27 protein-coding genes, 1 tRNA gene and 2 pseudogenes are annotated in these 25,658 nt (G+C 60.3%); 12 read left to right on the forward strand and 18 right to left on the reverse strand.

All coding sequences use genetic code 11. The features are described 5' to 3' along the window. A pseudogene (locus HYI44_RS27995) lies at positions 1 to 365 on the forward strand (hypothetical protein); the annotation flags it as partial. A 104-nt stretch (positions 366 to 469) separates the two neighbouring features. Here HYI44_RS27995 and HYI44_RS28000 read toward each other — a convergent pair. Together HYI44_RS28000 and HYI44_RS28005 are read right to left on the reverse strand one after the other, a co-directional pair. Then, a pseudogene (locus HYI44_RS28000) lies at positions 470 to 801 on the reverse strand (type II toxin-antitoxin system HicB family antitoxin). After that, on the reverse strand, positions 798 to 1,022 hold the full coding sequence (locus HYI44_RS28005; RefSeq protein ID WP_225571086.1) for a type II toxin-antitoxin system HicA family toxin: 225 nt from the start codon (positions 1,020 to 1,022) through the stop codon (positions 798 to 800). Before HYI44_RS28005 ends, HYI44_RS28000 begins: the two are co-directional and overlap by 4 nt. A 322-nt stretch (positions 1,023 to 1,344) precedes the next feature. On the opposite strand from HYI44_RS28005, the gene HYI44_RS28010 reads away from it, so the two are divergent. Then, a complete protein-coding gene (locus tag HYI44_RS28010) occupies positions 1,345 to 1,629 on the forward strand; it encodes a DUF3077 domain-containing protein (RefSeq protein WP_225571087.1) in 285 nt (94 codons plus the stop codon). A gap of 95 nt (positions 1,630 to 1,724) precedes the next feature. Here the strand turns inward: HYI44_RS28010 and HYI44_RS28015 are convergent. The 5 genes from HYI44_RS28015 to dapA all read right to left on the reverse strand — a co-directional run bounded on the left by HYI44_RS28015 (position 1,725) and on the right by dapA (position 5,414). Further along, positions 1,725 to 1,814: transfer RNA gene (locus HYI44_RS28015), tRNA-Ser, on the reverse strand. Between the two features lie 83 nt (positions 1,815 to 1,897). After that, positions 1,898 to 2,611, reverse strand: coding sequence for a phosphoribosylaminoimidazolesuccinocarboxamide synthase (gene purC / locus HYI44_RS28020; protein WP_008034929.1), 714 nt, complete (start codon positions 2,609 to 2,611; stop codon positions 1,898 to 1,900). 28 nt (positions 2,612 to 2,639) lie between these two features. Further along, positions 2,640 to 3,398 (reverse strand): MBL fold metallo-hydrolase, encoded by a 759-nt coding sequence (locus HYI44_RS28025; protein WP_045058765.1) that lies wholly within the window; start codon positions 3,396 to 3,398, stop codon positions 2,640 to 2,642. A 4-nt stretch (positions 3,399 to 3,402) separates the two neighbouring features. After that, positions 3,403 to 4,518, reverse strand: coding sequence for an outer membrane protein assembly factor BamC (bamC, locus tag HYI44_RS28030; RefSeq protein ID WP_045058766.1), 1,116 nt, complete (start codon positions 4,516 to 4,518; stop codon positions 3,403 to 3,405). Positions 4,519 to 4,535: 17 nt separating this feature from the next. Then, entirely contained in the window at positions 4,536 to 5,414 is an 879-nt protein-coding gene (gene dapA, locus HYI44_RS28035; protein WP_045058767.1) for a 4-hydroxy-tetrahydrodipicolinate synthase, read from the reverse strand. A 327-nt stretch (positions 5,415 to 5,741) separates the two neighbouring features. On the opposite strand from dapA, the gene HYI44_RS28040 reads away from it, so the two are divergent. Both HYI44_RS28040 and HYI44_RS28045 read left to right on the forward strand, forming a co-directional pair. Beyond that, the gene (locus HYI44_RS28040) at positions 5,742 to 6,302 is read left to right on the forward strand and encodes a glycine cleavage system protein R (RefSeq protein WP_045058768.1); all 561 of its coding nucleotides are present in this window, start codon (positions 5,742 to 5,744) and stop codon (positions 6,300 to 6,302) included. Between the two features lie 11 nt (positions 6,303 to 6,313). Further along, the gene (locus tag HYI44_RS28045; RefSeq protein ID WP_045058769.1) at positions 6,314 to 6,787 is read left to right on the forward strand and encodes a peroxiredoxin; all 474 of its coding nucleotides are present in this window, start codon (positions 6,314 to 6,316) and stop codon (positions 6,785 to 6,787) included. An 88-nt stretch (positions 6,788 to 6,875) separates the two neighbouring features. Here HYI44_RS28045 and HYI44_RS28050 read toward each other — a convergent pair whose 3' ends face one another. Together HYI44_RS28050 and HYI44_RS28055 are read right to left on the reverse strand one after the other, a co-directional pair. Further along, positions 6,876 to 7,946 carry an AI-2E family transporter gene (locus HYI44_RS28050; RefSeq protein WP_225571088.1) on the reverse strand — a complete coding sequence of 357 codons (1,071 nt, stop codon included), beginning with the start codon at positions 7,944 to 7,946 and terminating at the stop codon, positions 6,876 to 6,878. Between the two features lie 32 nt (positions 7,947 to 7,978). Next, positions 7,979 to 8,218 (reverse strand): sulfurtransferase TusA family protein, encoded by a 240-nt coding sequence (locus HYI44_RS28055; RefSeq protein ID WP_122837822.1) that lies wholly within the window; start codon positions 8,216 to 8,218, stop codon positions 7,979 to 7,981. A gap of 98 nt (positions 8,219 to 8,316) precedes the next feature. Between HYI44_RS28055 and HYI44_RS28060 the strand changes: the two genes are divergently transcribed. Continuing rightward, positions 8,317 to 9,750 carry a M48 family metalloprotease gene (locus tag HYI44_RS28060; protein ID WP_225571089.1) on the forward strand — a complete coding sequence of 478 codons (1,434 nt, stop codon included), beginning with the start codon at positions 8,317 to 8,319 and terminating at the stop codon, positions 9,748 to 9,750. Positions 9,751 to 9,827: 77 nt separating this feature from the next. Here the strand turns inward: HYI44_RS28060 and HYI44_RS28065 are convergent, their stop codons facing one another. The 4 genes from HYI44_RS28065 to rpoE all read right to left on the reverse strand — a co-directional run bounded on the left by HYI44_RS28065 (position 9,828) and on the right by rpoE (position 13,608). Continuing rightward, positions 9,828 to 11,261: a DegQ family serine endoprotease gene (locus HYI44_RS28065; protein WP_122837820.1), complete on the reverse strand. Its 1,434-nt coding sequence runs from the start codon at positions 11,259 to 11,261 to the stop codon at positions 9,828 to 9,830. A gap of 181 nt (positions 11,262 to 11,442) precedes the next feature. Next, the gene (locus HYI44_RS28070; RefSeq protein WP_225571090.1) at positions 11,443 to 12,399 is read right to left on the reverse strand and encodes a MucB/RseB C-terminal domain-containing protein; all 957 of its coding nucleotides are present in this window, start codon (positions 12,397 to 12,399) and stop codon (positions 11,443 to 11,445) included. An 8-nt stretch (positions 12,400 to 12,407) separates the two neighbouring features. Then, the gene (locus HYI44_RS28075; protein WP_122837818.1) at positions 12,408 to 12,995 is read right to left on the reverse strand and encodes a sigma-E factor negative regulatory protein; all 588 of its coding nucleotides are present in this window, start codon (positions 12,993 to 12,995) and stop codon (positions 12,408 to 12,410) included. 31 nt (positions 12,996 to 13,026) lie between these two features. Then, positions 13,027 to 13,608 carry an RNA polymerase sigma factor RpoE gene (gene rpoE / locus HYI44_RS28080; RefSeq protein WP_007944079.1) on the reverse strand — a complete coding sequence of 194 codons (582 nt, stop codon included), beginning with the start codon at positions 13,606 to 13,608 and terminating at the stop codon, positions 13,027 to 13,029. A 559-nt stretch (positions 13,609 to 14,167) separates the two neighbouring features. Here rpoE and nadB point away from each other — a divergent pair. Next, positions 14,168 to 15,784: an L-aspartate oxidase gene (gene nadB / locus HYI44_RS28085; protein WP_122837817.1), complete on the forward strand. Its 1,617-nt coding sequence runs from the start codon at positions 14,168 to 14,170 to the stop codon at positions 15,782 to 15,784. On the opposite strand, the gene HYI44_RS28090 is transcribed toward nadB, so the two are convergent. Both HYI44_RS28090 and HYI44_RS28095 read right to left on the reverse strand, forming a co-directional pair. Continuing rightward, the gene (locus HYI44_RS28090) at positions 15,753 to 16,205 is read right to left on the reverse strand and encodes a protein YgfX (RefSeq protein ID WP_122837816.1); all 453 of its coding nucleotides are present in this window, start codon (positions 16,203 to 16,205) and stop codon (positions 15,753 to 15,755) included. The genes nadB and HYI44_RS28090 overlap by 32 nt on opposite strands. Beyond that, complete coding sequence (locus HYI44_RS28095) at positions 16,189 to 16,443, reverse strand: succinate dehydrogenase assembly factor 2 (RefSeq protein WP_045058777.1); 255 nt, start codon at positions 16,441 to 16,443, stop codon at positions 16,189 to 16,191. The genes HYI44_RS28090 and HYI44_RS28095 overlap by 17 nt, the downstream gene beginning before the upstream one ends. A gap of 149 nt (positions 16,444 to 16,592) precedes the next feature. Between HYI44_RS28095 and HYI44_RS28100 the strand changes: the two genes are divergently transcribed. Together HYI44_RS28100 and HYI44_RS28105 are read left to right on the forward strand one after the other, a co-directional pair. Next, entirely contained in the window at positions 16,593 to 17,534 is a 942-nt protein-coding gene (locus tag HYI44_RS28100) for a YgfZ/GcvT domain-containing protein (protein ID WP_225571091.1), read from the forward strand. A 38-nt stretch (positions 17,535 to 17,572) separates the two neighbouring features. Next, on the forward strand, positions 17,573 to 18,394 hold the full coding sequence (locus tag HYI44_RS28105; RefSeq protein WP_122837814.1) for an HDOD domain-containing protein: 822 nt from the start codon (positions 17,573 to 17,575) through the stop codon (positions 18,392 to 18,394). A gap of 38 nt (positions 18,395 to 18,432) precedes the next feature. Here HYI44_RS28105 and HYI44_RS28110 read toward each other — a convergent pair whose 3' ends face one another. Together HYI44_RS28110 and HYI44_RS28115 are read right to left on the reverse strand one after the other, a co-directional pair. Continuing rightward, on the reverse strand, positions 18,433 to 19,818 hold the full coding sequence (locus HYI44_RS28110; protein ID WP_205891853.1) for a sensor histidine kinase: 1,386 nt from the start codon (positions 19,816 to 19,818) through the stop codon (positions 18,433 to 18,435). Beyond that, positions 19,811 to 20,482 carry a response regulator gene (locus HYI44_RS28115; RefSeq protein WP_045058781.1) on the reverse strand — a complete coding sequence of 224 codons (672 nt, stop codon included), beginning with the start codon at positions 20,480 to 20,482 and terminating at the stop codon, positions 19,811 to 19,813. The genes HYI44_RS28110 and HYI44_RS28115 overlap by 8 nt, the downstream gene beginning before the upstream one ends. A 377-nt stretch (positions 20,483 to 20,859) precedes the next feature. On the opposite strand from HYI44_RS28115, the gene HYI44_RS28120 reads away from it, so the two are divergent. The 4 genes from HYI44_RS28120 to HYI44_RS28135 are packed head-to-tail and all read left to right on the forward strand — an operon-like array spanning position 20,860 to position 24,895. Then, positions 20,860 to 21,837 carry a Bug family tripartite tricarboxylate transporter substrate binding protein gene (locus HYI44_RS28120; RefSeq protein WP_122837811.1) on the forward strand — a complete coding sequence of 326 codons (978 nt, stop codon included), beginning with the start codon at positions 20,860 to 20,862 and terminating at the stop codon, positions 21,835 to 21,837. A gap of 56 nt (positions 21,838 to 21,893) precedes the next feature. Next, entirely contained in the window at positions 21,894 to 22,352 is a 459-nt protein-coding gene (locus tag HYI44_RS28125; RefSeq protein WP_122837810.1) for a tripartite tricarboxylate transporter TctB family protein, read from the forward strand. A 1-nt stretch (position 22,353) separates the two neighbouring features. Next, positions 22,354 to 23,868, forward strand: coding sequence for a tripartite tricarboxylate transporter permease (locus tag HYI44_RS28130; protein WP_122837809.1), 1,515 nt, complete (start codon positions 22,354 to 22,356; stop codon positions 23,866 to 23,868). After that, positions 23,861 to 24,895: an AbrB family transcriptional regulator gene (locus HYI44_RS28135; protein ID WP_225571092.1), complete on the forward strand. Its 1,035-nt coding sequence runs from the start codon at positions 23,861 to 23,863 to the stop codon at positions 24,893 to 24,895. Before HYI44_RS28130 ends, HYI44_RS28135 begins: the two co-directional genes overlap by 8 nt. Here the strand turns inward: HYI44_RS28135 and ung are convergent. Further along, complete coding sequence (gene ung / locus HYI44_RS28140) at positions 24,892 to 25,584, reverse strand: uracil-DNA glycosylase (protein ID WP_045058786.1); 693 nt, start codon at positions 25,582 to 25,584, stop codon at positions 24,892 to 24,894. The two genes, HYI44_RS28135 and ung, sit on opposite strands and share 4 nt — an antisense overlap. Positions 25,585 to 25,658: the final 74 nt, after the last annotated feature.

Here is a 25,658-nt window from a genome sequence, read left to right on the forward strand (position 1 = left end):
GCTCATTTTTTAGTGCGCAACTTCTTGCGCAACTTTTCGGAAAAGTGCGCAACTTCTTGCGCAGTAGTGCGCAAGAAGTTGCGCACCACGCCTCATCCCCACTACAAAGTATTTTCGCTACTACTGCGTCAATTGAATTACGTAAAAAGGTCCCAATTGCGCTCTCTATCACGGGGCATAGTTTGGCCCCTAGGCTGTTTATCCAGCACCGGCCTGGCGATAAAGAATTTGCGAGTTGTATTCAGGAGTTCTATCGAATCGACACTATCGGCGTTTCCGTCAAGCCTAGTTGTGTCGATGCGTTATTGGGGAAGGGAAATGTGCTGGAGAACTACTACGTGATCTCTTTGCGCAAGCCCCAATGATTCGGAAGTCCGCTCTTTCAGCAATTCGCATGTATCAGCGAGTTGCGCCACCCCGATTGCGAGATGGAGCTAGCGTTGCGGCTCACCACTGGGAAGAAGACCCGTCAGACACGTGCTTCACGATCAAGAACATCAGCTACCCACTGATTGATACTCTTTTTAGCAAGCTGTGCTTTTACAGCAACTGTCGCGTGCAGCGCTGGAGCAAGACGCAAACTCAGGTTTCCCGAATAGGGTTTCTGCGGTGCGCGGCCGAGCTTGGCGCACGTTTCCAGATAGTCTGTGACTGCCTCTTCAAATGCTGAGCGAAGCTCGCCGACCGATTCGCCGTGAAACCCAACGACATCCCTGATGCCAGCAATGTGACCTACAAAAGGCCGTCTTCATCGCTGTATTCGATCCGGGCAGCGTAGCCCTGATAATTCATAATGTTCACGGGTTAAGTCCTGCTTGTTCAAGAAAAGCCCCAACGTCCTGCACCGGGTAGGGCCTTGCTTCGTTGCCTGGGTGCGGGCGATGAAAAGTCGCGACCACACCGTTGAGCTCAAAACGTACCCGCGACCCGCTGCCCTCAACGATCCTGGCGCCAGCTGCGACCAGCAAGGATTCGACCCGGACCCACTCCAGAGTGGTGGGCGTAGGTCTTGAGAAGACCACTCTGAGCGTACTGAGCTAAGAATATCGGGATGACTCTCGGCGTAGTTGTAGGCAAATTCCGAGAGTTGCGTACGAATCTGCTTTGCTGTGTGTTTGAGCAGGCTAGCGCCTTGATGGCGTGAGTTGCGTCGGTATACCCTCATGAGGTCGCTGGAAATCCAGCGATCGGGCTTGGTAACCCGACGAGTTGCGCTCCCCAAGTCGTGGAGCTAGACATGGAAACTGTAAATCCGAACAAACGAGGTCGTTCCCCTCAACCTAGTTCCGAATCTGATCAAGCGCCAAGGCTCGATCTCACCTGCTTCATTGAAGGGGGTGGCAGATGAGCGACAAACCCGAACTGACGACCATTGGCCTCACCCCGTTCCACTATTGCGCCAACCAGCCGCTGTTTCGCGTGAACCCTGGCGTGCCTATCGGGAATGCTCTGGCGCAAGCCTCTGATCTTTTGGGTCTGGCCAAGCTGTTGACTGCTAACGCTGCTGACGACAAGGACGCAGATAGAAACGCCTGGGCAGCGCACTACCTGACCGCGATGAGCAAGGCAGTAGTAGATGATGTACACAAGGTGTTGCGGAGGTGGCCGCCGGTGAATACCGATTGTTAACCCTCGTTAGTAGGCGCGCCTACTAACGCCCGAGAGGAACCTGCAGAAACGAAAAAGCCCCGTAACTTCTCAGCTACGGGGCTTTTTCTATGTAATGGCGGAGAGATAGGGATTCGAACCCTAGGTACCGGTGAAGGTACAACGGATTTCGAATCCGTCCCATTCGGCCACTCTGGCATCTCTCCAACGGCGCGCATCATAACAACACTTTCGCCGGATGCGAAGCCCCTAAGCGAAATATTTCTGTGGTATCAGATGCTTGCGTCGATTAAAGCGGTACGCCCAGACGGTTGGCGACTTCTTCGTAGGCTTCGATGACGTCACCGAGGCCCTGGCGGAAGCGGTCCTTGTCCATTTTCTTGCCGGTGGCCTTGTCCCACAGGCGGCAGCCGTCCGGGCTGAACTCGTCGCCCAGGACGATGGAGCCGTCGCTGAATACGCCGAATTCCAGTTTGAAGTCGACCAGCAGCAGGCCGGCGTCGTCGAACAGTTTGCTCAGGACTTCGTTGACCTTGAGCGACAGTTCTTTCATGCGAACCAGTTGCTCGGCAGTGCCCCAACCGAAAGCCACCACGTGGGATTCGTTGATGAACGGGTCGCCCTTGGCGTCGTCCTTCAGGAACAGTTCGAAGGTGTACGGGTTGAGCTTCATGCCCTCTTCGACGCCCAGGCGCTTGACCAGGCTGCCGGCGGCGTAGTTACGCACGACGCACTCGACCGGGATCATGTCGAGCTTCTTCACCAGGCACTCGTTGTCGCCCAGCAGCTTGTCGAACTGGGTCGGCACGCCGGCGGCTTCGAGTTTTTGCATGATGAAGGCGTTGAACTTGTTGTTCACCATGCCCTTGCGGTCGAGCTGTTCGATGCGCTTGCCGTCGAACGCCGAAGTGTCGTTGCGAAACAGCAGGATCAAGCGGTCAGCGTCGTCGGTCTTGAAAACCGATTTGGCTTTGCCGCGGTAGAGTTCTTCACGTTTTTCCATGATGGGCTCCGCTTGCTAAGTAGGTGGGCTAGGCGATGTGTCGCCAGTCGAGCCCTGAATCTTGATCGGCCAGTTGCAGCCAGTCCGGGTCGCACCCGAGGGTGTCGACAAAACATTGCCGGGCCAGCTGCGGCAGGTTGTTCTTGCTGCTCAGATGGGCCAGGACCAGGTGTTGCAGGCCTTGCCAGCCCAACTCGGACACCAGGAATGCCGCCTGGTGGTTATTCAAATGTCCCAGTTCGCCGCCCACCCGCTGCTTGAGAAAGTACGGGTAGTGACCGCGAGCCAGCATGTCACGGCAATGGTTGGACTCGATCATCAACGCATCGAGGTCCTTGTAGCCATCCAGCACCCTGTTGCAGTACGACCCCAGGTCGGTCAGCAGGCCGAAGCGCCGCTCACCATCGCTGAACACGTACTGCGTCGGTTCCTGTGCATCATGGGCCACGGCAATGACGCCGATGCTCAGTGCGCCGATCTGCAGTTGCTCGCCGCCGGCCAGCAGGCCAGCAGGTTCAATGGGTTTGCGCATCCCGCGCAGGGTACCGCGACTGAGGTAGACCGGCAGATTGTAGCGCCGAGACAGCAAACCCACGCCATGCACGTGGTCGGCATGTTCATGGGTCACGAGTATCGCGCTCAGCTGCGCCGGGTTCACACCCAGGCGCAACAGGCGTTTTTCGGTTTCCCGCAGGGAGAAACCACAATCCACCAGCACATACGTATCAGCGCTGGCTATCAGCGTGCCGTTCCCTTGGCTACCGCTGCCGAGAACGGCAAAACGCATGAGATCAGCCCAGGTTGTCCTGAATCACGCTCAACACTTTGCGCGCCACATCAGCTGGCGCCACGGTGTTGATGTTCTTCTCGACGGTGACCTGGACGTTTTCACCCACCTTGCTCAGGCGAACCTGATAACGCTCGGCGCGGGCTTCAACTTCTTCCTTGTTCGGCGCGCTGCCGAACAGGCTGCTGAAGAAACCAGGCTTGTCGTCTTTCTTCTCGGCCTTTTCAGCCAGGTTGATGTAGTACAGGCCCAGGCTGCGGTTGATGTCTTCCACTCGCCATTCGCCCTGTTCCAGCGCACGACCGACACTCGACCAGGCGCGGTCCAGGTCGTTGCCGATGTTCAGGACCGGGTTGCCGCTGCCGTCTTCGCTCAGGCTGACGCGGCTTGGCGTATCGAAATCACGCGAAGCCAGCATGGAGACCGAACCGCCCTTCTCGGAAATACGGCTCATGCTCGCGAGCATGTCGTCGACCAGTGCCGCGTCCAGGCCGGTGTTGACCGAACGGTTGGTGAACTCGACATCGGCAGTGCTGCCCGCAGGACGTTCGGCGCTGACCACGTAGATTTCACTGGTATTGCGCTGCACGCCCGGCTCGATGCGCACCCGCACGCGGGTTTCGCTGTCGCTGCCGACACCGGCCGCGCTCAGGCGCTTGGCCATGGCGGCGGACAGTTCGTCGGAATGCTGCCAGGTGGTGGTGAATTCGCCGGTTTGCGGGCGCTGTTCGTCCAGGCGGAAGCCGTTGTCCTGGAAGAATTGCACGGCCACTGGCCAGGCTTCTGCCGGTGGGTTCTGCGCGACGATCCAGCGGGTATCACCACTCTTCTGCAACGAGTAGGCACTGGCGTCAGCCGCCGCGGTCAGCGGTTGCGGACGAGGCACGACGTACTCGCCCTTGACGGAGTCATCGGCCACGTTGCGCGGGATCGGCAGCAACGGGTCCAGGCGCTTGGCGGTGGTGACATCCGGTGGCAGTTGCATCGGTGCAGTCTGTTGCGCTTCCAGGTAATCGCTACCACGGTCACGGAAATAACCTTCCGGGCCCCAGACCCATCCACAGCCACTGGTGCTGGAGATGATCACGGCTAGTGCGGAAAGTCCGGCCAATCGCTTCATGCGTAGTACTTCCTCAATTAAACCAGGACGCCGGACTGGCGCATGGCCTGCCGCAGCGGTTCGTGACAGGCAGTGCTGAGCCAGGTGAGCGGCAGACGGATACCGTCCGGCATCAAGCCCATTTCATGCAGCGCCCATTTCACGGGAATAGGGTTGGATTCGATGAACAGGGTTTTATTGAGTGGCATCAGCTTTTCGTGAATGGCGCGGGCCGTGACGGCGTCGCCTTTCAGAGCGGCATTGCACAGGTCGGCCATGGCGCGCGGGGCCACGTTGGCGGTCACCGAAATGTTGCCCTTGCCGCCCATCAGGATCAGTTCGACGGCAGTCGGATCATCACCCGAGATCACCAGGAAGTCTTCGCTCACGCCATCGAGGATGGCCTTGGCACGAGACAGGTCGCCGGTGGCCTCCTTGATGCCGATGATGTTCTTCACGGTCGACAGGCGAATCACCGTGTCGGCCTGCATGTCGCACGCGGTGCGGCCAGGCACGTTGTAGAGGATCTGCGGGATGTCGACAGCTTCGGCGATGGCCTTGAAGTGCTGGTACAGGCCTTCCTGGGTCGGCTTGTTGTAATACGGCGTCACCAGCAGGCAGGCATCGGCACCCGCAGTCTTCGCGTTGGTGGTCAGCTCGATGGCTTCGCGCGTCGAGTTGGCGCCCGTACCGGCGATCACCGGAATGCGCCCCGCAACCTGCTTCACCACGAAACGAATCACTTCGATGTGCTCGTTCACGTCAAGGGTGGCCGATTCACCTGTAGTGCCGACCGCCACGATGGCGTGGGTGCCGTTTTGCAGGTGAAAGTCCACCAGTTTGCTCAGGCTGTCCCAGTCGAGACGACCCTGTGCATCCATGGGTGTGACCAGTGCCACCATACTGCCCGCAATCATGCAACCGCTCCTGCCGGAAAAAGAGAGCGGTAATGGTACTGGCGCCAAGATGCTTGTACAAGCGAAGTACTGCGCTGCCGCCATTCCCCTTGGCGCCGCTTTTCGCTACCCTTCAGACTTTGATCGGTACTGATAAGCTCGTACGCCGGGTTCCAGCCTCCATTTTCGGCATCATAAGCCCCGATCCAGCGTTGCCACCCTTCGCTCTTGCCTCAATAGAGCACGTTGCAACCTGCCATCGGGTTTTCTGAATTCGCATCCGCAGGCTCGTGCACGGTAAAAAAAGCCCGTTGAGGTATCGACCGCTCATCGCTTTAGGAATGCTGCATGTCCACCCCCACAGTTCGCGAACAATTCCTTGTCATCAGTGCCCTCGGCGCCAACCCTATGGAGCTGACTAACGTCCTGTGCCGCGCCAGCCATGAAAATCGCTGCGCCGTGGTCACCTCCCGCCTGACCCGTCATGGCGAGTGCAGTGCGTTGGTCCTCGAGATCTCCGGCAGCTGGGACGCCCTGGCTCGCCTCGAAGGCAGCCTCTCCGGCCTTGCCAAGAAGCACGCCTTCACCGTCAACGTAGTGCGCAGCGCCGCCCTGGAGAATCGTCCTCAGGCCCTGCCTTACGTCGCCTACGTCAGCTCCGCCTATCGCTCGGACATCATCAACGAGCTGTGCCAGTTCTTCATGGACCATAACGTCGAGCTGGAAAACCTGACCTGCGACACCTATCAGGCGCCTCAGACCGGCGGCACCATGCTCAACGCCACATTTACCGTGACCCTGCCTGCCGGCGTGCAGATCAGCTGGTTGCGCGATCAGTTCCTGGATTTTGCCGATGCGCTGAACCTGGACGCACTGATCGAACCGTGGCGCCCACAGAACCCAATGTAAGGAAGCTTTTCATGGCCGTTGCCATCGACCAACCGGTTGCCGACTTCGAAGCACCCGCCACCAGCGGGCAAACCGTCAACCTCGCCAGTCTCAAGGGCAAGCAGGTGGTGATCTACTTCTACCCCAAGGACAGCACGCCAGGCTGCACGACCCAGGGCCAGGGCTTCCGTGATCAGCTCGAGGCGTTCAAGGCGGCTAACACCGAAGTGTTCGGTGTGTCCCGCGACAGCCTCAAGTCCCATGAGAACTTCAAGGCCAAGCAGGCTTTCAACTTCGAGCTGATCAGCGACAAGGAAGAAGCGCTGTGCCAGCTGTTTGATGTGATCAAGCTGAAGAAGCTGTATGGCAAGGAGTACATGGGGGTAGATCGCAGCACTTTCCTGATTGATAAGGACGGTGTGCTGCGCCAGGAGTGGCGTGGGGTCAAGGTGCCGGGGCATGTGGATGCGGTGTTGGCGGCGGCGCAGGCCTTGAATAAAGCGTGACCCTTTAAAGATCGCAGCCTTCGGCAGCTCCTACAGAGACATTTGCGAGATCCTGCAAGAGCTGCCGAAGGCTGCGATCTTTTACAGCCTAAAGCAGCGGCGCCACCACCGGCTCCTTGCGCGGCCACGCATCCAGCACGGCCTTGAACAGCGTCGCCAGGGGGATTGCAAAGAATACCCCCCAGAAGCCCCACAACCCGCCAAACAACAACACTGCGCAGATGATCGCTACCGGATGCAGGTTCACCGCTTCCGAGAACAGCAGCGGCACCAGCACGTTGCCGTCCAGCACCTGGATGATGCCGTAGACTGCCATCAGGTAGATGAACTGATCGCTCCAGCCCCACTGGAACAGCGCAATCAGCAAGACCGGCACCGTCACCACCACGGCGCCGACGTAGGGCACAACCACCGAGATGCCGACCAGCAACGCCAGTAGCGCAGCGTAGTTGAGGCCCAGCACCACGAAGCCGATGTAGGTCGCGCCGCCGCAAATGAAAATCTCGATGACCTTGCCGCGGATGTAATTGGCAATCTGCCGGTTCATTTCATGGGCCACGCGGGTGATCAGCGCCCGCTCACGAGGAAGATAGCCGCGGACCCATTCGCCGATCATTTCCCGGTCCTTGAGGAAAAAGAACACCAGGATCGGCACCAGGACCAGGTAGATCATGATGTTCACCAGCAGCGGCAGGCTCGACAGCGAGAACGTCAGCGCCCACTGGCCGAAATTGCCGATCTCGCCCCGTGCCACTTCAATTGCCCGTAACACCTGCTCGTCCGATACCAGATGCGGATAACGTTCCGGCAGCAGCAACAGCAACGACTGCCATTTGGCGAGCATGCCGGGCAGCTCGTTGAACAGGGTGATCAGCTGGTGCCAGAGCAACGGCACCACGACGATGATAAACACCAGTAACACACCCATGAACAGCGCGAACACCAGGCCCACCGCAGCGCCACCGGGTACGCGCAGCCGTTCGAGCGTCACCACCAGGCCCTGCATCAAATAAGCCAGCACCATGCCTGCAAGCACAGGCGCGAGCATCCCGCCCAGGGTCAGGACTGCGGTAAATGCCAGGAACAGCAGCACCGCCAGCACCACGGCTTCTTCGTCGGAGAAATAACGCTGAATCCAGTCGCGTAACACCTTGAACATCAAAAATCCTTAGGAAACGAACCCAACGCCATTCAGGCTTTTTTCAACCAGTAGCGGTACACGCCTGCTTCATCTTCTTCGCGAAGCAGCGTATGACCGGCCAATCGGGCAAAGGTGCGAAAGTCGCGCTGCGAACCCGCATCCGTGGCGATGACCTTGAGTACTGCGCCGCTGGCCAGGCGATTAAGTTCGAGCTTGGCCTTGAGCAGCGGCAACGGACAATTCAGGCCGCTGGCGTCCAGCTCGGCATCATGGGCTACAGCTTCAGTCATTGCATCACTCCGGGTCAGGCGGTTGAACGGCTTAGAATATCTGGTCCGAAGGCAAGTGTCCGGCTACAGTAAGGTCTTTGTCGACTAAGGCTTTGTGCATGACCTTTCTGCGCCCTACCCTGCTGACGCTCGCTTGCCTGCTCGCCTCACCGGGCTTCGCCGACGACCTGCCGTCACTCGGCGACGCCAGTTCTGCCATCGTCTCGCCGCAACAGGAATACCAGCTGGGCCGCGCCTGGCTCGCCCTGTTGCGCAGCCAGGTCTCGCAACTCAACGACCCGCAGCTCAAGGATTACGTCGAATCCAGCGTTTATCGCCTGGTGGAAACCAGCCAGGTGAATGACCGGCGCCTGGAGTTCATCCTGATCAACAGCCCGCAGCTCAACGCCTTTGCGGCGCCCGGCGGGATTGTCGGGGTCAACGGTGGCCTGTTCCTCAATGCCCAGACCGAAGGCGAGTACGCCTCGGTCCTCGCGCACGAATTGGCTCACTTGTCGCAGCGCCATTTCGCCCGTGGCGTTGAAGCGCAACAGCGCATGCAGGTGCCCATGATGGCCGCGCTGCTGGCCGGGATCGTGATCGCTGCAGCCGGTGCCGGCGATGCCGGGATCGCCGCAATTGCTGGCAGCCAGGCGGCGGCGATCCAGGAACAGCGCCGGTTTTCTCGCCAGAACGAACAGGAAGCCGACCGCATCGGCATTCTCAATCTGGAAAAAGCCGGTTACGACCCGCGCTCGATGCCCAGCATGTTCGAGCGCCTGGGGCGCCAGTATCGCTTCGACGCCAAGCCCCCGGAATTCCTCCTGACTCACCCGGTCACCGAATCGCGCATCGCCGATACCCGTAACCGCGCCGAGCAGGCCAAAGCCGGCGGCATAGAAGATACGCTGCGCTACCAGCTGATTCGTGCCCGCGTGCAACTGGTTTACGAAGAAACCCCGGGCCTGGGCGCCAAGCGTTTTCGGGCTCAGCTGGAAGAGAATCCGAAAAGCGACGTAGCCCGTTATGGCCTGGCGATCGCCCAGATCAAGGGCGGCCAGCTGAACGAAGCGCGGGAGAACCTCAAGCTGCTGCTGGCCAAGTCGCCCAACGAGATCATCTACAACCTGGCGCAAGTGGACCTGGACATCACCAACAATCGCCTGGCGGATGCCCAGACGCGTGTTGACCGGATGCTTACCCAGTACCCCGGCAACTACCCGCTGAACCAGGTGCGCGTTGACCTGCTGCTCAAACAGAACCGCGCAGCCGACGCCGAGAAGGCGCTGGAAGGCCTGCTCAAGTCCCGCCCTGATGATCCGGACGTGTGGTACCAGGTGGCAGAAACCCGCGGCCTGTCGGGCAACATCATCGGCCTGCACCAGGCGCGTGCCGAGTACTTTGCACTGGTGGGCGACTATCGCCAGGCCATCCAGCAACTGGATTTCGCCAAGCGCAAGGCAGGCAGCAACTTCCCGCTGTCGTCGCGCATCGATGCGCGTCAGCGTGAGCTGATGGAACAGGAACGGATGGTCAAGGACATGATGGGCTAAGCGGCCCGAGCATCAATCTGCGCACATAAAAAAACCGCCTCTCTCGAGGCGGTTTTTCATTCAGCCAACAACCGGTGTTATTCCGCCAGCTTGAAGGTGATGAAGCTGGCACGCCCCTGACGCAGGACTCGCATCGACACGGAACGGTTTTTCGGCAGCGCCTTGGCGATCTCTGTGAACTCCTTGGTGGAACCGATCGCCTGGTTGTTCAGGTGAGTGATCACATCATTGGGCTGCAAGCCGATCAGCGAAGCAGGACCGTCCTGGACTTCCTTGATGATCACGCCACCCTTGAGGTCGTAGGTTTTCTTCTGCTCGGCGGTCAGCTCGGCCACCGAGACACCCAGGCGATTGCTGCTGCGCTCGACGCCGGATTTAGCCAGGGTTTCCAGCTCTTTGCCTTCTTCCGGGATCGCGCCAACGATCAGTTCCACATTCTGGCGTTTGCCGTCACGGATCACTTCGAGGTTGGCCTTGGAACCGGCCTTCAGCGCGCCCACCAGGTGCGGCAGGTCCGCAGACATGACGATCGGCTGGCCGTTCATGGTGAGGATCACGTCGCCGACCCGCAGGTCACCCTTGGCAGCAGGGCCGTCATCCTGGATCTGCGCAACCAGGGCTCCGGCCGGCTTCTCCAGGCCAAACGACTCGGCCAGATCCTTGTTCACTTCCTGAATAACGACGCCCAGCCAGCCGCGGCTGACCTTGCCACCGCTTTTCAGCTGGTTGGACACATCCATGGCCACATCGATCGGGATGGCGAACGAAACGCCCATGAAGCCACCGGAGCGGGTGTAGATCTGCGAATTGATCCCCACCACTTCACCGTTCAGGTTGAACAGCGGACCACCGGAGTTACCCGGGTTGATCGGCACGTCGGTCTGGATGAATGGCACATAGTTTTCGTTCGGCAGGCTGCGACCAATGGCGCTGACGATGCCTTGGGTCACGGTGTGGTCAAAGCCGAACGGCGAACCGATGGCAACCACCCACTGGCCCGCCTTCAGGTCCTGGGACTTGCCCAGTTTCAGAACCGGCAGGTCCTTGCCTTCGATTTTCAGCAGGGCCACGTCGGAACGTGGATCGGTGCCGACCAGCTTGGCTTTCAATTCGCTACGATCGGCAAGACGCACGAGAATCTCATCGGCATCGGCGATCACGTGGTTATTGGTGAGGATGTAGCCGTCAGACGAGATGATGAACCCCGAGCCCAGGGATTGCGCCTGCTGGCGATCGCCCCTTGGCGAGCGCGGCGAGCGTGGCTGCGGCATGCCGCGTTCGAAAAACTCGCGCAGCATGGGCGGCAAGCCTTCGAGGTCGGGCATGTCCTCGGCAGATACTTTACGGTCCGGCAATTTTTGCGTGGTACTGATGTTGACCACAGCGGGCGAGGCTTGCTCGACCAGTTGGGTAAAGTCAGGCAACTCTACCGCCTGTACGGCGACGGCCTGCCCGAGCACCAGCACAGTGGCGACAATGGAAAGGTAAGACTTCAAGCGTGGTATCGACATACGGCTCCCGTTACAACGAGCATGATTAAGCGATATGGAGCAAGGAACACCGGGAAAGATACGCCGGTATTTTTGTTCCGGGAACAACAAACAAGGCCAGAGCCGAGAGGCTGTGACCTATAAAAAATTCTGGATTGTTTTGCAAACTGAAATGCTCACCAAACATTTCGATATCGACTCACTACTTGGCTGCAGTGGCATCGGTGCGCATGGACAGCGCGATTCTCTCAGCGGTGCCAATCGGAATCTCACCGACGACCGTTACCATGATCTCGCCTTGAGGCGTGGTCAAGCGCCGCGAAACCGCAACGGTGGGTCCCAACTGCGTGCGGGTGTCAGTCACCGCTGCGCCGTTCAGGGGTTCAAGGAATACCGAGAATCGAGCCAGGCCGTCGCCATACATCAGGCTGCTGACCTGAGTCTTCGTCTGGAGATCCTTGTGTGCGGAGCTGCTGACCAATTCAAACCCAGGCGGCAACCAATCCGAGCGCCAGGCTTGCGCAACGTTTGCAGCAGAAGCCTTGTCGCCATCGGCGACAATCATCTTGCAGTCGGCGCCCGCTTGCAAATCACTTTCGGAAGGTACGTCGGAAATATTGAGCTGGGTGAACTGGAAGCGTTCAAGCAACTGCCCCTTATCATTCAACAACAATGATTTGAGTGGCAGGCCGGTTTCCTTATCAAGATGCAGCTCGAAACCGTAGCGATGCTGATCCCGCGGCGTCAGCGCAACAATCACTGCTGGACGCCCGGCCACACGCGATTTGCCGATCACGGCAATTTCATACCAGTTCTTGAGCTTTTGTGGATCAAGTGCACGAGCAGCAGACTTGGAGGATTCCCCAAGCCCTGCAATCAGGGTGCCGCTGACGCATTGAGTACGCCCATCGACACGTACGACTTCCTGAGCCGAGCCGTCGAGCTGCAGTAGACGCTCACGGATCTTGCCATCCTGGACACGATGCCAGATGTTGTGGGTAGAAAAGCTACCATTACGCTCGTAGACAAAAGTACCGTTAAAGCTTTGCGTCTGCTCGGCATGGCCCAGCCGGGTCAACCAGTCCTGGGCTTCATCCGCGTGGGCTGGAACAACGAACCAGCCACTGAGCAGAAGCGAAAGTAGAGGTATGGCGCGCATGATCCTCCTTAACGGTTTTCCAGGCTTGCTGCACGAGCGTATGGCAGTGCGCTTTCAGTACCTTTTAACGCAGCTTCCTGAGCGTGTTGGCGCAGGTAGGTCGGCAGACGCTGGTCGTGCCAGCCTGGCTGACCTTGCAGAACGCCATTGGCCATAGGGCCAGTCGCTTCGGAACTTTCACTATAGCCTGCCAATACCGCTGGGCCTTTGACCTGAGGAACGGCCAAGCCAGGCTGGTTGGACTGCTGTGCCAATTCGACACCGGCAATCTCGTCCTGGTTGTACAGGCGAACACCGGCCAGCACGGCCACGGTCACGGAGGCAGCTACTGCCAGGCGACCCAGGCTACGCCATGGACCACGGGTGGCTTTTGCCGGTACGGTTTCGTCAGCCAAGGCTGCCGAGACGGCCGCCGCAATATCCAGGCGTGGAAGCAGCAGATCCTTGTGCATGACTGCCCGAGCGATTTGATAACGAGCCCAGGTTTCACGGGTTTCAACATCGTCGAAGGCATTCAACACCCGACGCAATTCCAGTTCGTCCGCTTCGTTATCCATCACTGCGGACAGCGATTCCTGCAGGGCTTCACGACTCATGGCGTTCCTCTCTTGGCTGTCGCCGCTGTCTTTAGTTTTCCTGCAACAACGGCTGCAGGGCTTTATCGATGGCTTCCCGAGCGCGAAAAATCCGGGAGCGCACGGTACCCACCGGACACTGCATGACTGCTGCAATGTCCTCGTAACTCAGACCATCGAATTCACGTAAAGTTAAGGCCGTACGCAAATCTTCTGGCAGTTGCTGGATGGTCCGATGGACGGTGCCTTCGATCTCATCCCGCAGCAATGCGCGTTCTGGGGACTCGAGATCCTTCAGGCCATGATCGCCATCGTAGAACTCTGCATCTTCGGAACTGACATCGCTATCCGGCGGCCGGCGGCCGCGTGAAACCAGATAGTTCTTCGCCGTGTTAATGGCGATGCGGTAAAGCCACGTGTAAAACGCGCTGTCTCCGCGAAAATTACCAAGTGCACGGTACGCCTTGATAAAGGCTTCCTGTGCCACATCCTGGGCTTCATGGGTGTCGTGCACGAAACGCACGATCAACCCGAGAATTTTGTGCTGATACTTCAGCACCAGCAGATCGAAAGCTCGCTTGTCGCCACGCTGAACGCGCTCGACCAGCTGCTGATCCTCTTCCTGGGTTAGCATGAACACTCCTCGATAAGCTCGAAGGAGGCTTGCATAACTAAACGACCAGACTTGCAAACATAGACTCGGGCTTTTCGCAAAAGTTCTCCCCCTCCAAGCAAGTTTCCTGCGGGCTCTGATTTGGCACGCACGAAAAGCGCAGCGCGGGTCAACCCGGCTGCGCGAATAATCTTGTCGCCGGATTCACGTGGCAGGCCTCTGAACACAGATCCTGCACTGAAGCCGACACTGTCCCTTGATTCGGGCAACGGTCTATTGATCTTGGCACTTTGGCAAAAGTTCCAATTATTTATAGCCTTGCACCAGCAGCAATGGGCGAATTCGAGCAGAAAACGACTGTTAAATCCACGATACAGTCATGCTGTCGCCGAACCGGTGAAAAAACCATCCGACGAAGCGTCCGACTTTTCCTGTCATCGTAGTTTCACAATGCCATGCCGCCTCGGCTATTGTGCCGCTCCCCCCCTCTATATACTAGTGGGCTGTGTGGCTGCCTTGACTTGCCGTTGCGGAGTCTTGCGCCAACCCCGACTCGGGTCGCTTTGTGCGGAATTCTGAAATGAGCCAACAGTTTCAACACGATGTTCTGGTAATAGGCAGTGGCGCTGCAGGCTTGAGCCTGGCGCTGACCTTGCCTGGTGATTTGCGCATCGCCGTCTTGAGCAAGGGCGACCTCGCCAACGGCTCGACATTCTGGGCCCAGGGCGGGGTCGCTGCAGTGCTGGACGATACCGATACTGTCGAATCCCACGTTGATGACACCCTCAACGCCGGCGGCGGGTTGTGCCATGAAGATGCCGTGCGTTTCACCGTCGAGCACAGCAGGGAAGCCATTCAATGGCTGATCGACCAGGGCGTGCCCTTTACCCGTGACGAGCAGTCCGGCACTGAAGATGGCGGATTTGAATTCCATTTGACCCGCGAAGGCGGTCACAGCCATCGGCGCATCATCCACGCCGCCGATGCAACCGGCGCTGCAATCTTCCGCACCCTGCTCGCCCAGGCCCGGCAAAGACCGAACATTGAACTGCTGGAACAGCGGGTGGCGGTCGACCTGATCACCGAAAAACGCCTGGGCCTGGCCGGCGATCGCTGCCTGGGTGCCTACGTGCTCAACCGCGGCACCGGGGAAGTCGACACCTACGGTGCGCGGTTTGTGATCCTCGCGTCTGGCGGTGCCGCCAAAGTCTACCTCTACACCAGCAATCCCGATGGCGCCTGCGGTGACGGGATCGCCATGGCGTGGCGCTCGGGCTGCCGGGTGGCCAACCTGGAGTTCAACCAGTTCCATCCGACTTGCCTGTATCACCCGCAAGCCAAGAGCTTTCTGGTGACCGAAGCCCTGCGCGGCGAAGGTGCGCACCTGAAACTGCCCAACGGCGAACGTTTCATGCAGCGTTTCGACCCGCGTGCCGAACTCGCGCCCCGGGACATCGTGGCACGGGCCATCGACCATGAAATGAAGCGCCTGGGGGTGGACTGCGTCTACCTGGACATCAGCCACAAGCCGGAAGCGTTCATCAAGAGCCACTTCCCGACGGTCTACGAACGCTGCCTCGAATTCTCCATCGACATCACCAAACAGCCGATCCCCGTGGTACCGGCTGCGCACTACACGTGCGGCGGGGTGATGGTCGACCAGCACGGTCGCACCGATGTTCCGGGCCTGTATGCCATCGGCGAAACCAGCTTCACCGGGCTGCACGGCGCCAACCGCATGGCCAGCAACTCGCTGCTGGAATGCTTTGTATACGCACGGTCAGCGGCGGCGGACATTCTCGAACAGCTACCTGCAGTGTCGATCCCGATCGACCTGCCGGTCTGGGATGCCAGCCAGGTCACCGATTCGGACGAGGACGTGATCATTGCGCACAACTGGGATGAACTGCGCCGTTTCATGTGGGACTACGTCGGCATCGTGCGCACCAACAAGCGTCTGCAGCGCGCCCAGCATCGGGTACGTTTGCTGCTTGATGAAATCGACGAGTTCTACAGCAACTATAAAGTCAGCCGGGACCTGATCGAGTTGCGCAACCTGGCCCAGGTGGCCGAGCTGATGATCCGCTCGGCCATGGAACGCAAGGAAAGCCGCGGCCTGCACTACACGCTCGATTACCCGAACCTGTTGCCGGTGGCGCTGGACACTATTCTGGTGCCGCCCACCTACGCCGACTGAACCTCAACCGCACCCGCAGGCGGCGGTGCACATCTACCGCCTGCGAATCCCGGGGTACGCACACTGATCGGACCCTTCGCCCGCCTCGCAGGCGAAAGCGCAACACCACGATCAGTGGCAGCGCCAGGCTGTCGGGGCGCAACTGCACTGGCTGCCAGCCCCTGGCCTCATTCCACAACTGCCAGCCATCGGCATCCCGACGCAGCCCGCGAAAGGCCTGGGGATGACTCAACAGAATCTGCCTCGGCAAGACCCACGTACCGTGGGCCAGGCACAGCAGCACCCCAAGCGCAGTGGCCCAGAGTGGAATGGAGAGCAGGAACAACGAAACCAGCGCGAGCAGTTGCGCCAGCAGATAGGCCGCCAGCAACTGCCGTGAGGCGTGCCAGCGGCATTCAAACAGCTTACTTGGGCTGGACACGATCCAGGATCATCCGGACCATGCGCTGCAGCTCCGGGTCTTCCGATTCAGCGCGTTCCATGAACCAGCCGAACATGTCCTGGTCTTCACACTCGAGCAACCGGACGTAGCAGTCGCGGTCGACCTGGTTCAGATGCGGATAAACCTCTTTGACGAAGGGCACCAGCAACACGTCAAGTTCAAGCATGCCGCGGCGGCTGTGCCAGTAGAGGCGATTGAGTTCAACATTTTCGACCATGGAGCGCTCCTCAAATAGGCCGCAAGTATACAGCCCCGTGCCCGGCGGGACACTCGGCTTTGGTCGGGCGCGACCAGGCTTTTGTAAACTACCCATTTCGAGGGCACACCCTTATGATGTCCTCCAGACTCTTTACCCTGCGATGACCCATGGCCGATTCTGCTTTTTTCTGCACCCTGTCTCACGAAGGCGTACTCGCGGTCCGAGGCGCGGACGCCAGTAAATTCCTGCAAGGCCAACTGACCTGCAACCTCAACTACCTGAGTGATACCCAGGCCAGCCTGGGCGCGCGTTGCACGCAAAAAGGCCGGATGCAATCGAGTTTCCGCATCCTGCTGGAAGGTGACGGCGTGCTCATGGCCATGGCGAGCGAACTGCTGGAGCCGCAGTTGGCGGACCTTAAAAAATACGCCGTGTTTTCCAAATCAAAATTGACCGACGAAAGCGCCGCCTGGGTCCGCTTTGGCCTGGAGCATGGCGACGCTGCACTGAACGCCCTGGGTCTCGACCTGCCGGCAGTCACCGACAGTGTCGCGCGCCAAGGCGGTCTCGTCGCCATCAGGGTTTCGCCTGACCGCGCCGAACTGTGGGTGGCTGCCGATCAGGCCGCTGCCGTGAAGCAACAGCTGGCTGCCACACTGGCTGAAGGCGAACTCAATCAATGGCTGCTGGGCCAGATTCGCGCAGGGATTGGCCAGGTCATGGCGGGCACCCGCGAGCTGTTCATCCCGCAGATGCTGAACCTGCAAGCCATCGGTGGGGTGAGTTTCAAGAAAGGTTGCTACACCGGCCAGGAAATCGTCGCGCGCATGCAGTACCTGGGCAAGCTGAAGCGCCGCCTGTATCGCCTGCAACTGACTGGCGATGCATTGCCGGAGCCCGGCGCGCCGCTGTTTGCCCCCAGCCATGCCAGCGCCATTGGCGAAGTGGTGATCGCGGCACAGGCAGGCCAAAACATTGAACTACTGGCAGTATTGCAGGCCGAAGCAGCGGAAGGTGGTGATGTTCACCTGGGCAGCCTCGAAGGGCCTGCCCTGACCTTGCTTGACCTGCCTTATGAGCTGGATCGCGACCGCGAAATCCAGCGCTGAAGGCAGCACCTGTCGCAATACCCTCCTGGATAGACGAAATGAGCAAGCTGGCGGAAAAGGTCCAACAGGATTTGGTTGCGGCCATCGACAACGATGACCTGGTTCTGCCTACGTTGCCCGAAGTGGCCTTGCAGATTCGCAAGGCTGCCGAAGACCCGGAAATCAGTGTCAGTGCCCTCGGCAAGGTGATTGGCCGCGATACGGCGTTGTCGGCGCGCCTGATCAAGGTAGTCAACAGCCCGTTGCTGCGCGCCACCCAGGAGGTCACTGACCTGCACACGGCGATCACCCGCCTGGGCGTCAACTACAGCAGCAACCTGGCGATTGGCCTGGTCATGGAGCAGATCTTCAACGCCCGTTCCGAGGTGGTCGAGCAGAAAATGCGCGAAGTCTGGCACAAGAGCCTGGAAATCGCCGGCGTCAGCTATGCACTGTGCCGTCGCTACACCCAACTCAAGCCGGACCAGGCCGCCCTTGGCGGGCTGGTGCACCAGATCGGCGTGCTGCCTATCCTGACGTATGCCGAAGATCACAATGAGTTGCTGGCCGACGCGGTGAGCCTCAATCACGTCATCGACCAGATCCATCCGCTGATCGGCGAAAAGTTGCTTAGGGTCTGGGATTTTCCCGAGAAACTGGTGCAGATTCCCCGGCTGTATCTGGATCTGCAGCGCGATTCCGAACGCCTGGACTATGTCGACCTGGTGCAGGTCGCCAGCTTGTACTGCCACAAGAACAGCAATCACCCGCTGTCGCGAGTCGACGCCCTTGAAGTGCCCGCGTTCAGGAAGATGGGAATTGACCCGCAGAACGAAACGCTGTGCAGGGATCTGGAAGAGTCGCGGTCGATGTTTTACTGAGCCTTGTGCTCAGTAAACCCGGGGCCACTGCGCAACCTTTACCCCGCGACAAAACTCACCCGAACCTTCAAGCCCGCGTGCTCGCCATCGTGCAGACTGATTTGTGCCAGGTGCGCACGGCAGATCTCACCGACAATCGCCAGGCCCAGTCCCGACCCGGCGACCTGCTGATTGCGTCGGTAAAACCGCTCGAATACCCGCTCACGCTCTTCAAGGGGAATCCCAGGTCCATCGTCCTCGACCTCCAGCACCGCCGGCGCAGTGACCCGCAGAATCACATTGCCGCCCGATGGCGTGTGGGCCAGCGCGTTGTCCACCAGATTACTCAGCAGCTCGTTCAACAGCGTGGGTTCGCCGCGCAACCACACCGGTTCGTCTGCTTCCAGGGCCAGCGCCACCCCGCGAGCATGGGCCAGAGGTGCCATGGCCATGCCCAGTTCACGGGCCAGTTGGCTGAGATCGAGCAACTGCGCACCGCCCTCGGCGATCGCCCGGGCGCCGTTCTCCACCCTGGCCAGTGACAGCAACTGGTTCGCCAGATGGGTCAGGCGGTCGGTGCCCTGGGCTGCGGTTTCCAGGGTGCTGCGCCAGGTTTGCGGTTCGGTTGCCCGCAAGCCCAGTTCCAGACGAGCCTTGAGCGCCGCCAGCGGAGTGCGCAACTCGTGCGCGGCATCGGCGATAAATTGCGCCTGGCGCTCGAACTGCCCCCGCAGGCGCTCGGTGAAATGGTTGAGCGCGCGCACCAGCGGCCATAATTCGTGCTGAACCTCCACCAATGGCAGTGGCCGCAAATCGTCCGGCTGACGCTCTTCCACGGCAGTGCGCAAGCGTTCCAGGGGCCGCAGCGCAGCGCTGACGGCAAACCACACCATCAACAGCGCTCCGATCGCCAGCATGCCCAGGCGCAGCAGGGTGTCCGCCGCGAGGCTGCGGGCCATGTCGACCCTGGCTTCATCGGTTTCCGCGACCCGAATCTCCGCCATGCCGTTCATGTTCGGCTCGCTGACCGGCTTGAGCAGGCTGACCACGCGAACATTCTGGCCCTGATACTTGGCGTTGTAGAACCGCGCAAGCGCCGGGTAATCGTCGGTGCGCGGGGTACCCGGGGGCGGTGGAGGGAGGTTTTCGTAGCCGGAGATCAGTTTCTGGTTGATGTCGTTGACCAGGTAGAAGATTCGCCCGGCGCTGTCGTAGGCGAAGGTATCGAGCGCCACATAGGGCACGTCGGCGCTGAGGGTGCCGTCGACCTGGGAGACCCCCGCCGCGATGGTTCGCGCCGAGGCCAGCAAGGTGCGGTCGTAGGCCGTATCGGCGGCCTCGCGACCATTCCAGTAAGCGCTTAATCCACTGGCCAGCATCAATACCACCAGCAACAGCGCCAGGTTCCACAACAACCGCCAGCGCAGGCTGCTGGGCTTATGCATCGCGGCTTTCCAGCAAGTACCCGAGGCCGCGGAACGTCACGATGGCGACCGACTGGCCGTCGAGTTTCTTGCGCAGGCGGTGCACGTAGATTTCGATCGCGTCGGGGCTGGCTTCCTCGTCCAGGCCGAACACCTGGGAGGCTAGTTGTTCCTTGCTCATCACCCGCCCCGGTCGGGCGATCAGCGCCTCGAGCACCGCTTGTTCGCGAGAGGTCAGGGTGAGCAACTCCTCTGCAAGGGTGAAGCGTCGGGTGTCCAGGTCGTAGGACAGCACACCGCAAGTCTGCTGGCGCTCGCCACCCAGCACGCTGCGGCGCAGCAGGGCCTTGACCCGTGCCTCGAGCTCGGTCAGCTCAAAGGGCTTGGCCAGATAATCATCAGCGCCCAGGTTGAGGCCGTGCACCCGATCCTTGACGTCGCTGCGGGCCGTCAACATCAGCACCGGCAGGTTCTTGCCCCGGGAGCGCAGCCGCGCCAGCACCTCGAAGCCATCCATGCGTGGCAACCCGACGTCGAGGATCGCCATGGCGTAATCCTCGCTGCTCAGTGCCAGGTCCGCCGCCACGCCATCGTGTAGCACGTCCACGGTCAGCCCCGTGCTTTTCAGCGCCTGGGCGACACTTTCGGCCAGCTGCAAATGGTCTTCGACGAGCAGAACACGCATGGATCTTTACCTCATTCAGGGATGGTCGACGCCATTCTTTGGCGCGAAGTTTACAGCCCGATCCGGCGCTGTGAAGCAGCAAAACCGTGAAAGCACGCTGAAAGGTTGGCGAAAGGTTGGCCCGTTACAGTCGGCCGACGGACGGTTTCGACTGCAAGCCATCACCCCTTGCTTTGAAATGTAGCTCCCGAAAAACGCCTTGAAGCGTTTTCGCCAATAAGAACAATAAACGAGGTACTGCACCATGCCGTCCACACGCCGCCAGGCTGACCTGTCTCGCCCATCTTCCGCTCCCCAACGCTTATCGACGCCATTGGCATGGTGCGAAATTGCTTCGCCTGAATCATTCCAAAAACAATAACTCCCCTGGAGACACCATGAATCGATCACTGCGCCGTTTCGCCCTCGCCGCCAGCTGCATGCTCTTCGCTGGCCAACTCATGGCCGAGCCCAAGCGCCCGGAATGCATCGCCCCCGCCTCGCCCGGCGGCGGTTTTGACCTGACGTGCAAGCTGGTACAGAGCGCCCTGGTGAACCAGAAACTGCTGAGCAAACCGATGCGCGTGACCTACATGCCCGGCGGAGTCGGCGCCGTGGCGTACAACGCGGTGGTTGCCCAGCGCCCGGCTGATGCCGGCACGCTGGTGGCGTGGTCAAGTGGTTCCCTGCTGAACCTGGCCCAGGGCAAGTTTGGTCGTTTCGACGAGAACGCGGTGCGCTGGCTGGCGGCGGTCGGTACCAGCTATGGCGCGATCGCAGTGAAAAGCGATTCGCCCTACAAGACCCTCGACGATCTGGTCCAGGCGCTGAAAAAAGACCCGAGCAAGGTAGTGATCGGCTCCGGCGGCACCGTGGGCAGCCAGGACTGGATGCAGACCGCGCTGATTGCCAAGGCCGCCGGGATCAACCCGCGCGACCTGCGTTACGTGGCACTCGAAGGTGGCGGTGAAATCGCCACGGCATTGCTGGGCGGGCATATCCAGGTCGGCAGCACCGACATCTCCGACTCCATGCCGCACATCCAGAGCGGCGACATGCGCCTGTTGGCGGTGTTCTCCGAGAAGCGCCTGGACGAGCCGGAAATGAAAGACATTCCGACCGCCAAGGAGCAAGGCTACGACATCGTCTGGCCAGTGGTTCGCGGGTTCTACCTCGGGCCGAAGGTCAGTGACGAGGACTACGCCTGGTGGAAAGACTCCTTCGACAAACTGCTGGCGTCCGATGAGTTCGCCAAGCTGCGTGATCAGCGAGAACTCTTCCCCTTCGCCATGACCGGCCCCGAGCTGGACACCTACGTGAAGAAGCAGGTTGCGGACTACAAAGTGCTGGCCAAAGAGTTCGGCCTGATCCAGTGATCGTCCCTGTCTAGCGGCTGCGACCCTTGCCCCGGGTCGTGGCCCAGGAGTTTTCCATGCTCTTACAACGCATTTTCGCTTCGGTGCTGTTGCTGGCCTGCGTCGGCCTGGCACTGATGGCGTGGCCATACCAGGCCGCTTTTTCCTACGAGCCGGTCGGCCCACGGGCCTTTCCCCTGCTGATGCTCGGGCTGATGGGCCTGGGCCTGCTGTACATGCTGTTCCGTCCGACGCCGATCGTGCACAGCGACGATGACCCCAAGCTCGATCGCGAAACCCTGAACAAGATCGGCATCTGCATCGTGCTGCTGCTGATCTTCGCCGGCCTGTTCGAACCGCTGGGCTTCATCCTCAGCAGCATCCTGATCGGTATTCCGATGGCTCGCCTGTACGGCGGTCGCTGGTGGCCGAGCATCGTGGTGACGACGCTGATGAGCGTTGGTCTCTACCTGCTGTTCGACAAGTTGATGGACGTGCCGTTGCCCCTGGGCCTGCTCGACGTTCTGGAGAACTGACATGGATACTTTTGGCTATTTGGGCCAGGGGTTCGGCGTCGCGCTGAGCCCATACAACCTGGTGACTGCGCTGTGTGGCACGCTGATAGGCACCGTGGTCGGCCTGTTGCCGGGCCTGGGTCCGATCAACGGCGTGGCCTTGCTGATCCCGATCGCGTTCGCCCTCGGCCTGCCACCAGAGTCGGCGCTGATCCTGCTCGCGGCGGTATATCTGGGTTGCGAATACGGCGGCCGGATCAGCTCGATCCTGCTGAACATTCCGGGGGAAGCCTCCACCGTGATGACCACCCTCGACGGTTACCCGATGGCGCGCAAGGGCATGGCCGGCGTGGCACTGTCGCTATCGGCATGGAGTTCGTTCATCGGCGCGTTCATCGCCACCTGCGGCATGGTGCTGTTCGCGCCGCTGCTGGCGAAATGGGCGATTGCCTTCGGCCCGGCGGAATACTTCGTCCTGATGGTGTTCGCGATTGTCTGCCTTGGCGGCATGGCTGGCGACCGACCGTTGAAGACGTTTATTGCGGCACTGATCGGCCTGTTCCTGTCGACCGTCGGCATCGATGCCAACAGCGGTGTGTACCGGTTCACCGGGGATAACATCCACCTGACCGATGGCATTCAGTTCGTGGTGCTGGTGCTGGGCCTGTTCTCCATCAGCGAGATCCTGCTGCTGTTGGAAAAAACCCACCGCGGCCAGGAAGCGGTAAAAGCCACCGGGCGCATGATGTTCAACTTCAAGGAAGCGTCGGCGGTGTTCGTGGTGAACATCCGTTGCGGCCTGCTTGGCTTCATCATGGGCGTGCTGCCGGGCGCCGGCGCCACCCTCGCCAGCGCCGTGGCCTACATGACCGAAAAACGCATCGCCGGGGCCAAAGGTACCTTCGGCCAGGGCGACATGCGCGGCCTGGCGGCACCGGAAACGGCCATCGGTGCTTCGGCCTGCGGCGCGCTGGTGCCGATGCTGACCCTGGGTGTTCCCGGATCAGGCACCACGGCCGTGATGATCGGCGCCCTGTCGCTGTACAACATCACCCCAGGTCCGCTGCTGTTCCAGCAACAGCCAGACATCGTCTGGGGGCTGATCGCGTCACTGTTCGTCGCCAACATCATGCTGGTGATCCTCAACATCCCGATGATCCGCATATTCACCCGCATCCTTGCCGTGCCGAACTGGGCACTGGTGCCGGTGATCGCCATCATCACCGGGATCGGCGTCTACGCGGTGCACGCCACCACCTTCGACCTGTTCCTGATGATCGGCATCGGTATCTTCGGCTACATCCTGCGCAAGCTGGACTTCCCGCTGTCACCGGTACTGCTGGGGTTCATCCTCGGCGGTTTGATGGAGCAGAACCTGCGTCGCGCCCTGTCGATCTCCAACGGAGCGCTGGAAATCCTCTGGTCCAGCCCGATCACCTTCGGGGTGTGGATACTGACGGCGCTGATGCTGTTGATGCCGTTGCTGCGGATCTGGCGCAAACGTTCGGTCGCTCGTCGCGCAGTCGCCGATGTCTGATCGAGCACCCTTCAACGCCTGGTGGGGTACGCCGCTGGTCGGCGCGCTGGGCGGTTACCTCGCCAGTCTGGTGGGCTGGCCGCTGCCGTGGATGGTCGGCTCGCTGCTGGCGATCATCCTGGTGCGCTGCCTGACGCCGTGGCAGTTGGCAGAGATCCCTGGCGGGCGTAAATGCGGCCAGTGGATCATCGGCATCGGTATCGGCCTGCACTTCACCCCGGTGGTGATGGAGCAGGTGCTGAGCCACTTCGGCCTGATTTTTTTTGGCGCACTGGTCACCAGTCTGTCCGCCGTGGTCGGCGTCTGGCTGATGCGCCGGACGGGCGAAGATCGCGCCACCGCGTTCTTTTCCAGCATGCCCGGCGGCTCCGGCGAAATGGTCAACCTCGGTGCGCGCAATGGCGCAGTGTTGAGCCGTGTCGCTGCAGGGCAGAGTCTACGCGTGCTGGTGGTGGTGCTGTGTGTGCCCGCGGCGTTCAAGTACCTGCTGGGTGACGGCGCACCGGTTTTCCATCCGGCGGCTGTCAGCTGGTGGTGGCTGGCCCTGCTCTTTCCGGCAGGCGCCTTGGCCGCCTGGGTCTGGGAGTTTCTGCGCCAACCCAACCCATGGCTGTTCGGCCCATTGCTGGTCACTACGGCAGTGAGCATCGGCTGGGACCTGCACATCGGTTTGCCCGATGGTGGCAGTCAGATCGGCCAATGGCTGATCGGCAGCGGATTGGGCTGCCACTTCAACCGGCAGTTTTTCCGCCGGGCACCTTCGTTCATGGGCCGCACCTTGATAGCCACTGTGCTGACCATGCTGATCGCGACACTGGCAGCACTGGGGTTAAGTGCCGTGACCCATCTGGACTTGCGTTCGCTGACCCTCGGGATGATGCCCGGCGGGATCGCCGAGATGAGCCTGACTGCCGAGACCCTGCAGCTGTCGGTGCCACTGGTGACGGCGATGCAGGTGATGCGGTTGTTGTTTGTGCTGTTTCTGGCAGAGCCATTGTTCAAGTACTGGAATCGCACTCCGGATTAGACCGGCGGCAACCGCCACTCGATGGGCGCTTCGCCGTTCTGCTCCAGAAACTTGTTGGTGCGGCTGAAGTGCCCGCAACCGAGAAACCCGCGATAGGCCGACAAAGGCGACGGGTGCACCGACGTCAGCACCAGGTGCTTGGTGGCATCAATAAGCTTCTGCTTGCTCTGGGCATGGGCGCCCCAGAGCATGAACACCAGGTGCGGCTGGTGGAGACTGACCAGTTCAATGATCCGGTCGGTGAAAAACTGCCAGCCCTTGTCCTTGTGCGCATTGGCGTTGGCGCGCTCAACCGTCATGGTGGTGTTGAGCATCAGCACGCCTTGATCGGCCCAGCTCTGCAAGTAGCCGTGGTTGGGGATATCAATATTCAGGTCGCGCTTGAGCTCTTTGTAGATGTTGACCAGCGATGGCGGCGCGGGCACGCCTGGTTGCACCGAGAAACACAGGCCATGGGCCTGACCCGGGCCGTGGTATGGATCCTGCCCGAGGATCACGACTTTGACTTTATCCAGGGGCGTCGAATTGAGCGCATTGAAAATCATCGGGCCAGGCGGATAGATTTCCTTGCCCGCCGCCCGCTCCTGCTGCAGGAAATTGCGCAACTCTGCCATGTAAGGCTGGTCGAACTCAGCACGCAGTGCCTCCTTCCAGCTCGGTTCGAGTTTGATACGGTCGTCAGCAGTCATGGTTACACCCGGCAAAAACAATGGGGGGAACCCTAAGAAGGCCGCTCACACTTGTCAATTGATCTGACGCAGAT

Source organism: Pseudomonas sp. Y24-6, from assembly GCF_020295325.1.
GTDB classification, from domain to species: domain Bacteria; phylum Pseudomonadota; class Gammaproteobacteria; order Pseudomonadales; family Pseudomonadaceae; genus Aquipseudomonas; species Aquipseudomonas gregormendelii.